This is a genomic window from Mycobacterium sp. NPDC050551, from assembly GCF_040674075.1.
In the GTDB taxonomy this organism is placed as follows: domain Bacteria; phylum Actinomycetota; class Actinomycetes; order Mycobacteriales; family Mycobacteriaceae; genus Mycobacterium.
This window is the reverse complement of the sequence record NZ_JBFARC010000007.1, coordinates 332,567-343,928: the sequence shown is the minus strand read 5'-3', so window position 1 is coordinate 343,928 and position 11,362 is coordinate 332,567. Positions and strand designations below refer to the sequence as shown.

Annotated in this window: 16 protein-coding genes; 10 read left to right on the top strand and 6 right to left on the bottom strand. The window is 68.9% G+C overall.

Annotated elements, in window-relative coordinates; all coding sequences use genetic code 11:
• Positions 1 to 920: M12 family metallopeptidase (locus tag AB0K11_RS26140; RefSeq protein ID WP_364984107.1), on the bottom strand; the 920-nt coding region annotated here is incomplete at its 3' end.
• A gap of 184 nt (positions 921 to 1,104) precedes the next feature.
• Between AB0K11_RS26140 and AB0K11_RS26135 the strand changes: the two genes are divergently transcribed.
• Entirely contained in the window at positions 1,105 to 2,019 is a 915-nt protein-coding gene (locus AB0K11_RS26135) for an MBL fold metallo-hydrolase (RefSeq protein WP_364984104.1), read from the top strand.
• Positions 2,020 to 2,058: 39 nt separating this feature from the next.
• Here the strand turns inward: AB0K11_RS26135 and AB0K11_RS26130 are convergent, their stop codons facing one another.
• Entirely contained in the window at positions 2,059 to 2,901 is an 843-nt protein-coding gene (locus tag AB0K11_RS26130; protein WP_364984101.1) for an alpha/beta hydrolase, read from the bottom strand.
• 78 nt (positions 2,902 to 2,979) lie between these two features.
• On the opposite strand from AB0K11_RS26130, the gene AB0K11_RS26125 reads away from it, so the two are divergent.
• From AB0K11_RS26125 to AB0K11_RS26110, 4 genes are all read left to right on the top strand, one after another.
• Positions 2,980 to 3,489: a hypothetical protein gene (locus AB0K11_RS26125; RefSeq protein ID WP_364984098.1), complete on the top strand. Its 510-nt coding sequence runs from the start codon at positions 2,980 to 2,982 to the stop codon at positions 3,487 to 3,489.
• A gap of 146 nt (positions 3,490 to 3,635) precedes the next feature.
• Entirely contained in the window at positions 3,636 to 4,493 is an 858-nt protein-coding gene (locus AB0K11_RS26120; RefSeq protein WP_364984096.1) for a transglutaminase family protein, read from the top strand.
• Positions 4,494 to 4,591: 98 nt separating this feature from the next.
• Positions 4,592 to 5,242, top strand: coding sequence for an FKBP-type peptidyl-prolyl cis-trans isomerase (locus tag AB0K11_RS26115; protein WP_364984093.1), 651 nt, complete (start codon positions 4,592 to 4,594; stop codon positions 5,240 to 5,242).
• A 64-nt stretch (positions 5,243 to 5,306) separates the two neighbouring features.
• Positions 5,307 to 5,672, top strand: a complete 366-nt coding sequence (locus AB0K11_RS26110) for an RNA-binding S4 domain-containing protein (RefSeq protein WP_364984091.1) — start codon at positions 5,307 to 5,309, stop codon at positions 5,670 to 5,672.
• 41 nt (positions 5,673 to 5,713) lie between these two features.
• Here the strand turns inward: AB0K11_RS26110 and AB0K11_RS26105 are convergent, their stop codons facing one another.
• Positions 5,714 to 6,160: a hypothetical protein gene (locus tag AB0K11_RS26105; protein WP_364984088.1), complete on the bottom strand. Its 447-nt coding sequence runs from the start codon at positions 6,158 to 6,160 to the stop codon at positions 5,714 to 5,716.
• A 210-nt stretch (positions 6,161 to 6,370) separates the two neighbouring features.
• On the opposite strand from AB0K11_RS26105, the gene AB0K11_RS26100 reads away from it, so the two are divergent.
• From AB0K11_RS26100 to AB0K11_RS26085, 4 genes are all read left to right on the top strand, one after another.
• Positions 6,371 to 6,658, top strand: coding sequence for a DUF732 domain-containing protein (locus AB0K11_RS26100; protein WP_364984085.1), 288 nt, complete (start codon positions 6,371 to 6,373; stop codon positions 6,656 to 6,658).
• 26 nt (positions 6,659 to 6,684) lie between these two features.
• A complete protein-coding gene (locus AB0K11_RS26095) occupies positions 6,685 to 7,491 on the top strand; it encodes a DNA-formamidopyrimidine glycosylase family protein (protein WP_364984082.1) in 807 nt (268 codons plus the stop codon).
• Between the two features lie 42 nt (positions 7,492 to 7,533).
• Complete coding sequence (locus AB0K11_RS26090) at positions 7,534 to 8,076, top strand: hypothetical protein (RefSeq protein WP_364984079.1); 543 nt, start codon at positions 7,534 to 7,536, stop codon at positions 8,074 to 8,076.
• Between the two features lie 109 nt (positions 8,077 to 8,185).
• Positions 8,186 to 8,965 (top strand): DUF6498-containing protein, encoded by a 780-nt coding sequence (locus AB0K11_RS26085; RefSeq protein WP_364984212.1) that lies wholly within the window; start codon positions 8,186 to 8,188, stop codon positions 8,963 to 8,965.
• On the opposite strand, the gene AB0K11_RS26080 is transcribed toward AB0K11_RS26085, so the two are convergent.
• Entirely contained in the window at positions 8,962 to 9,264 is a 303-nt protein-coding gene (locus tag AB0K11_RS26080; RefSeq protein ID WP_364984077.1) for a hypothetical protein, read from the bottom strand. The genes AB0K11_RS26085 and AB0K11_RS26080 overlap by 4 nt on opposite strands.
• A gap of 12 nt (positions 9,265 to 9,276) precedes the next feature.
• Entirely contained in the window at positions 9,277 to 9,714 is a 438-nt protein-coding gene (locus AB0K11_RS26075) for a VOC family protein (protein ID WP_364984074.1), read from the bottom strand.
• A gap of 103 nt (positions 9,715 to 9,817) precedes the next feature.
• On the opposite strand from AB0K11_RS26075, the gene AB0K11_RS26070 reads away from it, so the two are divergent.
• Positions 9,818 to 10,225, top strand: coding sequence for a nuclear transport factor 2 family protein (locus tag AB0K11_RS26070; protein WP_364984071.1), 408 nt, complete (start codon positions 9,818 to 9,820; stop codon positions 10,223 to 10,225).
• Here AB0K11_RS26070 and AB0K11_RS26065 read toward each other — a convergent pair whose 3' ends face one another.
• Entirely contained in the window at positions 10,226 to 11,338 is a 1,113-nt protein-coding gene (locus tag AB0K11_RS26065; RefSeq protein WP_364984068.1) for a spore photoproduct lyase family protein, read from the bottom strand. It abuts the gene before it with no gap.
• Positions 11,339 to 11,362: the final 24 nt, after the last annotated feature.

The following is an 11,362-nucleotide window of genomic DNA, read 5'->3' as shown; positions in this document are numbered from 1 at the left end:
GTGTAGACCCGGCCGTCGTTGCCGACGACGAACAGGTCCAGGTTGCCCGCGCTGCGCGAGGTGACCGAGATCGGCGCACCCGCGGGGAAGAACCCACCGATCGAGCGCCAGCGGTCGCCGACCCCCGACCAGTCCGGGTACATCGTGTGCACCGCGTTGATGTCGCCCTGCGACAGAGCCGTTCGCTGCCCCATCGTGACGCCCGCAGGCAACGGCACTCTCGGAACGATCGTGTCCTCGCCGCTGGTGCTGAACGCGGTCCGCGAGTAATGCATGATCGACCCGAAGTCGTAGGTGCCGAGATCGTCGCCGAGTTCGATCTGCTGATCGAAGTTGTGCCGGTTGCCGACCGGGACGGTGCCGAGCCGGATCTCGACGAACCTGTTGCGGTCCTCGCGGCTCTGTTCGTGCCAGAGCCCGACCGCGTGACCCATCTCGTGGATGACCGTGCCGGTCGGTGCGGTGGCGGTCAACTCGATGTCCTGACGTCCGGTCCGTTGCCGGCCGACCGGCGACCGGCTCGCCGTGCTCGGCACGAACCGGACGAAATCCGCCTGCCCGTTGCGGGGCACGAACCGGATCCTCGTGTTGGTGGTCCAGTGAGCGACGGCATCGGTCACGCGTTGCCGATTCGGCAGTGCCGGGTCTACCTCGAAGGGCACGACACCGTTCGGCCAGCGGAATTCGTTGCCGGTACGGCCGATTCCCTCGAGTCCCGCCCGGTCCCGCACCTCCTCCACGGTGCCCAGGACGATGTCCCCCTCGAACACCGCCAGCCCGTCCACGTCGGCGTAGCGCACCTCGCGTTCGCCTCCGTCGAATGTGCCGACGAGCGCTGTGCCGGCTTCTGGCCCGGTCCGGTACTCCCCCGTGGCCTCGTCGTCGTGAAGTTCGACCTGCTTGATGTCCTCGACAGTCATCGTGTCCCCCTTGGTTGATCGATCAGCTCCCGGCAAGAACTCTCCGGCCGTCGGGACTCGAACACACGGGTAGTGCGATACGTCAGTCGGTCAGCTCATGGATGAATCCGGGCGCCTCGAGACGATCAACGAGGAGACAGGTGAGTCCCACTGTCTTCTGACAAGCCCTCAGGAGGAGAAGAACATGAGCTTGGTCGACATTTCACACCCCGCCGGGACGGGGTACGACGAGTTGGTTCCTTCGCGGTATGCGCTGAAGGTCGGCGACATCGACGTTCTGGTGATCAGCGACGGGGTGCTGCCGATCACCGCCGTGACGATGGCCACCAATGCCGCGCCTGCCGACCTGTCGGCGTGGCTCGAGGACATGTACCTGCCGCCCGAGGTGCTCGACTGGCCGTTGAACGTTGCCGTGGTCCGCAGCGGCGGCAAGACCATCCTCATCGACTCAGGCCTGGGAACGGAGTTCCCCGACTTCCCGCGGGCCGGACAGTTGGCCATGCGACTCGTCGCCGCCGGAATCGATCCCGCCTCCGTGACCGATGTGGTGCTGACCCATCTGCACATGGATCACATCGGCGGGCTGCTCGTCGACGGGCTACGGAATCAGCTGCGGCCCGATCTGCGAGTCCACCTCGCCGCGGCCGAAGCCGAGTTCTGGGAGGCGCCCGACTTCTCCCGCACCGTCATGCCCGCTCCGATCCCGGACGTACTGCGACGGACCGCCGCGCAGTTCCTCGACCTCTACCGCGGCCGGCTGCGGCCGTTCGAGACCGAATACGAGGTCGCACCCGGCGTGCTGCTCCGCCGCACCGGCGGCCACACCCCGGGGCACAGCATCGTCCGCCTCGAATCACGGGGCGAGGCACTCACATTCGCCGGTGACGCGGTGTTCCAGCCCGGATTCGACAACCCCGACTGGCAGAACGGATTCGAACACGACCCCGAGGAGGCGACACGCGTCCGGATCGCACTGCTGCAGGAGTTGGCGGCGAGCGGCGAGGCGCTGGTGGCCACCCACCTGCCGTTCCCGTCGGTCTGCCACGTGGCGGTCACCGGCGACGGCTTCCGCATGGTGCCCGCTGTGTGGGATTACTGACGGAGGTCGATCTGGGGATCCTGGCTGTCGTCACCGGGTTCAGAAGAGGTCCGGGGTCTCCGGCGGCACGTCGTCGAGGAAAGCCGTGATCATCGGTACCAGTTGCGCTGAGGCCCCCGAGATTCCGATGTGCGACATCGCCGGGAGCACCACCAGTCGTGCGGCCGGAACGTCGGTCAGCGTCCCCGATGCCGCTGCCTGCGGGTCGCCACCCCCACGCAGCGTGAACATCGCCAGCGCGTGCTCGGGCGTCACTCCGTCCGCGTCACCGACGATGACCATCGTCGCGGCGGAGATCGACCGCATCGCCTCGTCGCTGATGTCCTGATCGTTGATGTTCAGGGTCTTCATCTTGTCGACATAGGCATCGAAGGCCGCGGCGTCGGCGGTGTGTTCCTTGAACGCCGCCTCCACCGGCGTGCCGGCGAACGCATCGGCGGTGAGACCGCCGAGGGCCTCGAACACCGACGGGTACCAGCCGTCCTTGCGGAAAGTCGCCGACATCGACACCAGCTTGCCCACCAGGGAGCCGTGCCGGATCGCGAGCTGAAGCGCGACCCCACCGCCCTGCGAGTAACCCATCACGTCCGCGCGCGCCACCCCCAGGGCGCGCAGCAGCGCGGCGGCGTCGTCGGCGAATTGCTCGTAGGACATCGCCCGCGCGGTGTCCGGTGTGCGGCCGTGCCCCTGCTGGTCGAACACGATCACCGGGCGGTCGGCGGCGAAGGCCTCAGCCCACACAGCCATGGAAACGGTGGCCATGAACGCGCCGGGAATCAACAACAGCGGGGGCTTCGACGCACCGAGGTCGCCGTACACCTCGTGGTAGAGGTTCAATCCGTTGATCGGCAGGTGACCGCCCCGCGGAGGCTTGTTCTCCATCAGTTCTCGACTTCCTTCATCGGTTCCTCTCAGAACAGACCTCCCGGGCGGCAGCAACTCATCGTGGATACTCCTCCCATGCCGATGTACGTGCGACACACCCGCGCGGTGCAGATGGACGAACTGGCACCCCACGTCCGCGAGAAGCTCACCGACCACGCCGAAGCGCACCAACTCGACCTCACTGCAGTGCGGATGTGGCTCACCCACAGCGAGAATCCGCCGGCCGAGAAGGGCCTCGCGAAGCTGATGCGGCGCCGGGCCAACTCCGCGGATCCCGACGCCGAGCACGACACCATCGCGATACTGCACCCGACCCACGTCCTCGTGGCTGTCGACGGCGCCGTCCGCGGAACCTCGGTCCTGTCGCTGCCGCTGACGCAGGCATCGATCGCCGCAGGCACCGGCCTGGGCGCCGCACTCGGACAACTGGCCGGTGAAACTGCCGGATTCACGATCACCGGCTTCGCCGGCAGTGAGCGGCCCGGCAGCTTCTACGTCGGACTGGGCACCGAACCCGCTGCGGCAGAATGCTTCACGGCCATCGAGTCGGCGATCATCGCGGCCAAGAACCCCACCGCCCGGTGAACCTCGACACCGGCGGCCACCTGATGCGACCGGCTCGCCGAGCGACCGCTACCGACCGCCGCTAGGGTGTGCCCATCGTCGCCACGGTCAAGAAGGTGTGCCGTTACCCATTGCGATGACGAATCCGTCGACGAAAGCGGTGCGTGATGTCCCTGTTGCCAGGCGAACAGTCAACAGGGTCGGTCGATGCCCCGCCTGCGTTCAAGCGCGACGTCGGCGCCGATCTCGAAGTCGACATCATCGCCGCGACCACCCTGGAGTTCCAGATCGCCCTCGCACCCCAGCCCGGGGCGCAGGTCACCGAGTCTCTCGAATTCCGCTGCAACGGCACGGCCGTCGAAGCCCAGGAGCTCATCGGCGAGCACGGCACGCGCATCCATCGCTTCGACGCGCCCGAAGGAACCGTCACCGCCTCGTACCGGGCCACAGTCCTGGGTCGCACCGATCCGGCGGACGTCCGTGACATCGACATGTCGACCTATCTGCGGCCGAGCCGTTACGCCGAAGCGGACAAGTTCTTCGGCTTCGCCGCCACCGAGTTCGGTGAGTACGCCGACTCGGCGACCCTGCTGGAGAAGGTCTCGTCGTGGGTGGGAACGCGGCTCGCCTATGTGCCGGGGTCCAGCGACCCGATCGACGGAGCCGCGGACACCCTGCTGGCCGGTTCCGGGGTGTGCCGCGACTACGCCCACCTGGTGATCGCACTGCTGCGCGCGGTCAACGTCCCGGCGAGGATGGTCGCCGTCTACGCACCGGGCTGCGACCCGATGGATTTCCACGCGGTGGCGGAAGCTCTCATCGACGGCGTCTGGCGCGTGGTGGATCCGACCTGCCTGGCGCCGCGCCAGTCGATGGTGCGCATCGCCACCGGGCGCGACGCCGCCGACACCGCGTTCCTGGACAATCACAAGGGTTCGATCAACCTGCGGTACATGGAGGTGCGCGCCGTGGTCGACGGAGACCTGCCTCGCGACTCCGTGCACGACCTGGCCGTGCTGAGCTGAGAGCCGCGTCGATTCTCGGCGGCGTGTCACAACTGCGCGCGCGGCCTAGAGCACCGGGCCTTCGGTCGACGGCCGCGCCGCCGGTAGCGTGGCCGATCGTGAACTCCTCTCGTCTGCCCTCGTCCATCGCGCTCGCCGCGTGTGCCGCATCGCTCCTCATCGGGCTCACCGCATGCGGGTCCGACACGAGCACCGCGTCGACGAGCTCCTCGTCGACGCGCACACCGGTCGAATTCTTCCCGCCGGACCCTGCGGCGTCAGCGACCCCCGAGGCGCCTGCCGCCGCCGCGGCGTGCCCGTCGGCACCGCCCGCGCAGGGTGCGGCGCCGGAGTGGACGCTGCCCGGGAACACCGGCAGCGTGGCGGTCACCGGATCGACCGACGCGGCGGCTCCGCTGATCACCGTGACCGCGCCGTTCAGCGTCGGTGAGACCCAGGTGAAGACGCTGCAGGCGGGCGACGGACCGGTCGTCGCGGACACAGCGTCGGTATCGGTCTGCTACATGGGCGTCAACGGACGTGACGGCTCGGTGTTCGACAGCAGCTACGTGGGCGGTCCCCCGGTCGAATTCTCGCTCGACGGCGTCGTGACGGGGTTCCAGAAGGCCATCGCCGGGCAGAAGGTCGGTTCCACCGTCGGTGTCGCGATGACTCCGGCCGACGGCTACCCCGACGGTCAGCCCAGCGCAGGGATCGAGAAGGGCGACACGCTCGTCTTCGCGATCAAGATCCTCGACGCCTCGAGCTGAGTCGCGCCGGCCGCGACTCCGGTCGCGCTGGATGAGTGCGCGCTGAGCCGCCATGATGGGTCTCGTGGAGGCGACGCGCGTGGACCGCTGGCTGTGGTCGGTGCGGTTGACGAAGACCAGGCCGGACGCCGCGGCGGCCTGCCGCGGCGGCCACGTCCGCGTCAACGACCGGATCGCCAAGCCGTCGACGATGCTCTCCCCCGGTGACCAGATCCGCGTCCGGATGGCCGACACCACGAGGATCGTCGAGGTGCTGCGGGTGATCCACAAGCGGGTCGGTGCGGCCGAAGCCGTGACGTGCTACCTGGACCGCACACCGGCCCGGCCCGCGGAGCCGGTGGTCGCGGTGGCGGTCCGTGACCGCGGAGCCGGGCGGCCGACCAAACGGGACCGACGGCTGCTCGACAGGTGGCGCGCGGGCCTCGGTTAGCCCGGAGCGCGCTCACCACCCAGGAGCTGCTGCTCCCTCCGTCACGGACGCCGCACTGAACCGGGCGGCATGTCGACGCCGATCTCGTCGCAGATCGGCGGGATGATGATCAACGATCCGCGCGGGCTGCAGAACGGCGTGCCCGGCGGCAGCGGCGGCGGTGGAGGCGCCGGATGGAGCGGCGGTGGCGGCGTGGCCGGATGCGGCGCGCCGGACCAGGGGTAGATCGTCCACGTGGTGACATCGACGATGCCCTCGGAATTCCAGTACCAGTCATGGCAGACGTTGCGATCCCACGTCAGCACCTGCCCGCCCGGGATGGCCGGGTCGCCGGGACACCAGTGCGTACACGTCTGTCCCACCGGGCAATTCCCGCCCTGATAGCTGGGGCCCTGAGCGGCCGAGGTGCCCGCGCTGAGCGCGAAGCCGGTCAACGCCACCCCGCCGGACACCGCGGCCGCCGTCACGAGCCGTGTGAGTCGGTTCAAGGTCGGATCCTCTCGTCGGGCACCGCCCCCTTGGCGTTGCTCGTGCCTCGAGTGCACGGCCCGCGACCGGCTACCGATCCCAACATCTCCCAGTGTGAGCGACCGGCGGCGCAACTTCCCGATGTTTGAGCGCACCCGTGGTGGACAATGACCAGCGTCAGCGTCCGCCACCTCGACCGAGCGATCCCGCCGCAAGCCGAAGGAAGTCCCATGGTCCGATCATTCGCAGCCCTGGTCATCGCCGCATCCGCGGGGCTGGCCTTCGCATCGCCCGCGGCCGCCGCCGAGGCCGATTTCCTGAAGCTGCAGGAGAAGTTCCCGTTCCTGTCCCAGGCGCAGCTGCTCACCACCGGGTATCAGGCATGCCAGGCCTCCCGCGACGGCGTCGGCTCGTCGACCATCGTCGGCCTCGTACAGAAGGAGCTCGACCCCCTCGGCGTCAGCGTCGGTACCGCGACGGACATCGTCTCCACGGCCATCGTCCAGCTCGACTGCTGAGTCGCCGCGGCGAAGAGCGCTGACGCGTGCCCGAGGGTGACACGGTGTACGCACTGGCACGACGACTCGACCGCGCGTTGCGTGGTCGCACGCTGACCCACGGCGAGCTGCGGGTTCCGAGCCACGCCACGGACGACCTCGCCGGCCGGCGCGTGCAGGCCCACATCACGCACGGCAAGCACCTGCTCACCCGGCTGTCGGGCGACCTCACCCTGCACACCCACCTCCGAATGTCCGGCTCATGGACCATCTCGGAGACCGGCCGCTGGTTGCCGCGAGCGGTCATGCCCGACGTCCGGGTCGTCCTGCGCACCGACGGGCCCGCCGCCTACGGCGTGAAGCTGCCCGTCGTCGAGCTGCTGCGCACCCGCGACGAACCCGATGTCGTAGGACACCTCGGCCCCGATCCGCTGCGCGACGACTGGGACATCGAGGAGGCGGCGCGCCGCATCGCGGCCGAACCGGATCGCCCGCTCGTCGCCGCCCTGCTCGACCAGCGCTGCGTGGCGGGATACGGCAACCTGTGGGCCAACGAGCTCTGCTTCCTGCGAGGCCACAGCCCGTGGACGCCCGTAGGACTCGTCGACGTACCGGCCGTGCTCGGCCTCGGTGCGCGGGCGCTTCGACACTCGGCCACAGTGCCGGGCGCGATGCAGGTGACGACGGGGGTGCGCCGCAAAGGTGAGCAGCACTGGGTGGCGGGTCGCGCCGGCCGGCCGTGCCTGCGCTGCGGAACCACGGTACGGGTGGTCGCCGAGGTGCCCAACGATCCGGAACGGCGACGCACCTGGTGGTGCCCGCACTGTCAGCCGGGGCCGGCCGGGCCGCCGTAGGGGTGCGGAACACCTTGGCCGAAAAGCGGGTATCTCCCCTCCATGGCGGAGTACACCGATCCCGGGTTGCGGGAGCGCATCAAGGAAGAGATCAAGGCCTCGGACAAGGGCGGCAGGAAGGGACAGTGGTCGGCACGCAAGAGCCAGCTGCTGACCCAGGAGTACGAGCGGCAGGGCGGCGGCTACCGAGGCCCCAAAGACGACCGGCAGAAGTCTCTCGAGCAGTGGGGCAAGGAGGACTGGCAGACCAAAGACGGCGGAGCGCGTGCCCGCGGCGACCGTGGCGAGACCAAGCGGTACCTGCCGAAGAAGGCCTGGGAACAGCTCTCCGAGAGTGAGAGGAACGCCACCGACGCCAAGAAGCGCAGCGCGTCGGCCTCCGGCAGGCAGCATGTGTCGAACACCAAGGCCGCCAAGGCCGCACGCACGGCCGGCCGGCTCGATGAGCTGCCGGTCGCCCAAGCGGTCAGGCTCGTCGGGGAACTCGACAAGCGCCAGCTCACCTCCGCCCTGCGGCGCGAGCGCGACGGCAAGGCCCGCAAGACGCTGATCGAGCGGCTGGAGGCGGAGCTTTCCCGACGCTGATCCCGGCGGCGCCTCGGTGGCCGGGCTAATCTCCGACGGGAAGCGCGCACTCCGCGGTGTGCGGCTGTCCGCGGAGAGGAGCGACCATGCCGCCGACCGGGGCGACCAGGTGACGCGTTTCGTCCACCCGCTGAGCCTGCTTGCGGTGATCGCGGTCCCGATCGTCGGCTGGTTCTTCGAGGACTGGTCCGGACCCACGACGCTCGCGGTCTACTGGTTCGAGAACGTCGCGGTGTGCGCGCTCATCGTGGCCCGGATCGTGTTGCACCAGCGGTGGTCTCCACGCAGCGGCCACTTCCGGTACACGGCGCCGAGTGCGGACCGGCGGAGTTCGCGCAACTCCTCCTCGTTCGTCACCGGCTTCGCCGTCACCAGTTTCGCGTTCTGCGCCGCCCACGCGGTGTTCCTCGCGGCGATCTTCTTCCTGCTCAACCGCAACGGTGAGGGCCGGCTCGCCGACGTCGACTGGCGCAGCGCGGGATTCGGCTGCCTCAGCGTGCTCGCCTTCCTGGCCCTCGACTTCTTCGCCGACCTGTTCAGCCTGCGCAGCTGGTCGTTCTGGCAGCTCGAACAGACCGCTCAGCGTGGGCTGAGCCGCGTCGTCGTCGTCCACCTCACCCTGATCTTCGGCTTCATCGGCATCGCCCTGACCGACGCGCCCAGCGCATTCTTCGGCGTCTTCGTCGTCCTCAAGACGCTGGCGTCGTTGAGCGCCGTGCTGCCCCAGTGGGAACCCAAGACGCCGCCGAAGTGGTTCAGCAACATCATGAATCGCGTCCCCAACGTCCGCCCGGGTGAGCGATTCGAAGACTTCTGGGCCGAGGACCGCGCCGACGAAGCGGAGCGGCGCGAACGCAACGAACGCCCGTTAACCGCTCGGCGACGCTAGCCCTGTGAATTATCGGGTGCCGGGACGTGGGTCTCCCACCGCGCCCGGCGCTGCTCGTCGGTCTGCTCCCACCACGGCGTACCCCGCTCCCCCAGCGCGACCTTGGCCGCGTGCACACCCGCACGCACGGTAGGTTCGCGATCGGTTCCGCGGGCCTGGCGCACCTTTCGCCGCCACGCCATCAGGATGCGGGTGAGTTCGGCCCGCCGCTCCTCGGGGATCGCCGGGTCGGTCGCCCGCCACTTGCGCCCGTCGACGACGATGTGGTGCCCGTCGTCGGTTCTCGGCGGATCACTCATCGGTGCGGGCGGTCAGTCGAGGCAGAACTCGTTGCCCTCGGGATCGGCCATGACGATGTGGCCGCCCTGCAGCGGGGGCGCGGGTTCGTGCCGTCCGAGCCGGGTGGCGCCGAGTCCTTCCAGTCGTTCGCACTCGCGCTCCAATGCGGTCATCCGCTCGTCCCCGCTCGATCCGGGGGCCACCCGCACGTCGAGGTGCACCCGGTTCTTGGCGGCCTTGCCCTCCGGCACGCGCTGGAAGTAGACGCGCGGCCCTTGGCCGTCCGGGTCGACGAGGGCCGAGGCGTCGTTGCGCCGTTCGGGCGGCACGCCCATCGCCTCCAGCGCGTCGTCCCAGGTGTCGAACCCGCCCGGAGGCGACTGGACGACGAAACCCAGGACCTCAGCCCAGAACCGGGCGAGGGCAGCCGGATCGGCGCAGTCGAACGTCACCTGGAGCTCGCGACCCATCCCGGCAGTCTATCGACCGTGACCCGACTGCGTCCCGAGGTCGAATGTGTGACGAACAGCTGACGTGCCGCATGATCGGGGTGGTTGGGGGTACCTCGGCGCCATGCATGATCTGGCGCAGAAATTCGTCAACGCACTCGACCGGCTGCACCGGGACCGCGACGTCGATCCGCTGGTGGAGCTGTTCGGTGACGACGCGACGCTGAACAAGGCCGGCCTCCCGCACGGACAGCGCGGCAAGGACGGCGCCCGGGCGTTCTGGCAGCAGTACCGCGATGTCTTCGGTGACATCGACGCGGCGTTCCGGCACCGGGTCACCGACGACGACGTGACGTTCCTGGAGTGGACCTCGGAGGGCACCCTGCAGGACGGGACGGCGTTCTGCTACGACGGGGTGAGCGTGCTCGAGGCGAGGGACGGCAGCATCACGGCGTTCCGCACGTACTACGACACCGCCGCTTTCCTCGACACCGACCTGGCCAGCGCGGTCGGCACCCCGAAGCGCGGATAGTCAGAACGCGTACCGGATCCGGCAGTCCGGCAGCGTCGTGGCGATCAGGTCGGTGAGCTGCTGCACCCAGCGGCCCTTCCACGGCGTCTTGTACCGGACGTTCCACTGGCCGCTCTGACTCCGCTTGAGCTGCTGCAGGTCCGGCCGCCACAGCAGATCCTCCCCCTTGGGGTGCCAGCCCATGTTGACGTCGTGCAGGCCCTCGTTGTGGGTGAGGAAGATGATCTCCGCGGCGAGTTGTCGCTTCGTCCGTTCGTTGGTGCCGTCGGCGATCTGCTCGAGCAGTTCCGCCCAGTCGGCCAGCCAGTTCTCGTGCACGATCACCGGGCTGAAGTTGAGGTGCACCTCGTAGCCCGCATCGACGAAGTCGTCGAGCGCGGCGATGCGGTCGGCGATCTTCGACGTCCGGATGTCCACGGTGCGCGACGTGTCGGCGGGCATCAGGCTGAACCGCACCCTGGTGCCGCCACGCGGGTCGTAGTCGAGCAGGTCGCGATTGACGAGTTTCGTCGCGAAGCTGGCCTTGGCATTCGGGACACGGGCGAACAGATCGACGAGATCGCGGACGTTGTCGGACACCATCGCGTCGACGGAGCAGTCACTGTTCTCGCCGATGTCGTACACCCAATCCACGGGATCGCACTGGTTGGGCTCCGGCTTGACGCCTTGGCGCGCCGCGTGCCGCTCGAGGTAGCCGGTGATCTTCTCGATGTTGGCGAACACCGTGATCGGGTTGGCGTAGCCCTTGCGTCGCGGCACGTAGCAGTAGGAGCACGCCATCGCGCAGCCGTTGGCGGTGGACGGCGCGATCCAGTCACTCGACCGCTCGTTGCGGCGTGCCGCCAGACTCTTCTTCTCGCCGAGCACCAGCACCTCGCGCTTGATGCGCACCCAGTCCTCGACGTTCCCCTCGTTGCCGTACAGCCCCGGAATGGCCTGGTGCGACGCAACCTCGATCAGTTCGGCGCCGGCGTACCGGTCGAGCACCTGACGGGCGCGCGGGAAGCGCTCGACACCCGGCTCGTGATAGATCCGCTTGATGTCGAGGAGGCGGTCGGCCAACTCGGCCGGGGTCCGGCGGCCCGCTGCCCCGTCGTGAAGCGTCGACGTCATGCCTGTTTCAACGCGATGCGGCGG

Coding starts and splice junctions, on each gene's coding strand:
- AB0K11_RS26135 (WP_364984104.1), top strand. CDS start 1,105: ATGAGCTTGGTCGACATTTCACACCCCGCCGGGACGGGGTACGACGAG.
- AB0K11_RS26130 (WP_364984101.1), bottom strand. CDS start 2,901: ATGGAGAACAAGCCTCCGCGGGGCGGTCACCTGCCGATCAACGGATTG.
- AB0K11_RS26125 (WP_364984098.1), top strand. CDS start 2,980: ATGCCGATGTACGTGCGACACACCCGCGCGGTGCAGATGGACGAACTG.
- AB0K11_RS26120 (WP_364984096.1), top strand. CDS start 3,636: ATGTCCCTGTTGCCAGGCGAACAGTCAACAGGGTCGGTCGATGCCCCG.
- AB0K11_RS26100 (WP_364984085.1), top strand. CDS start 6,371: ATGGTCCGATCATTCGCAGCCCTGGTCATCGCCGCATCCGCGGGGCTG.
- AB0K11_RS26090 (WP_364984079.1), top strand. CDS start 7,534: ATGGCGGAGTACACCGATCCCGGGTTGCGGGAGCGCATCAAGGAAGAG.
- AB0K11_RS26080 (WP_364984077.1), bottom strand. CDS start 9,264: ATGAGTGATCCGCCGAGAACCGACGACGGGCACCACATCGTCGTCGAC.
- AB0K11_RS26075 (WP_364984074.1), bottom strand. CDS start 9,714: ATGGGTCGCGAGCTCCAGGTGACGTTCGACTGCGCCGATCCGGCTGCC.
- AB0K11_RS26070 (WP_364984071.1), top strand. CDS start 9,818: ATGCATGATCTGGCGCAGAAATTCGTCAACGCACTCGACCGGCTGCAC.
- AB0K11_RS26065 (WP_364984068.1), bottom strand. CDS start 11,338: ATGACGTCGACGCTTCACGACGGGGCAGCGGGCCGCCGGACCCCGGCC.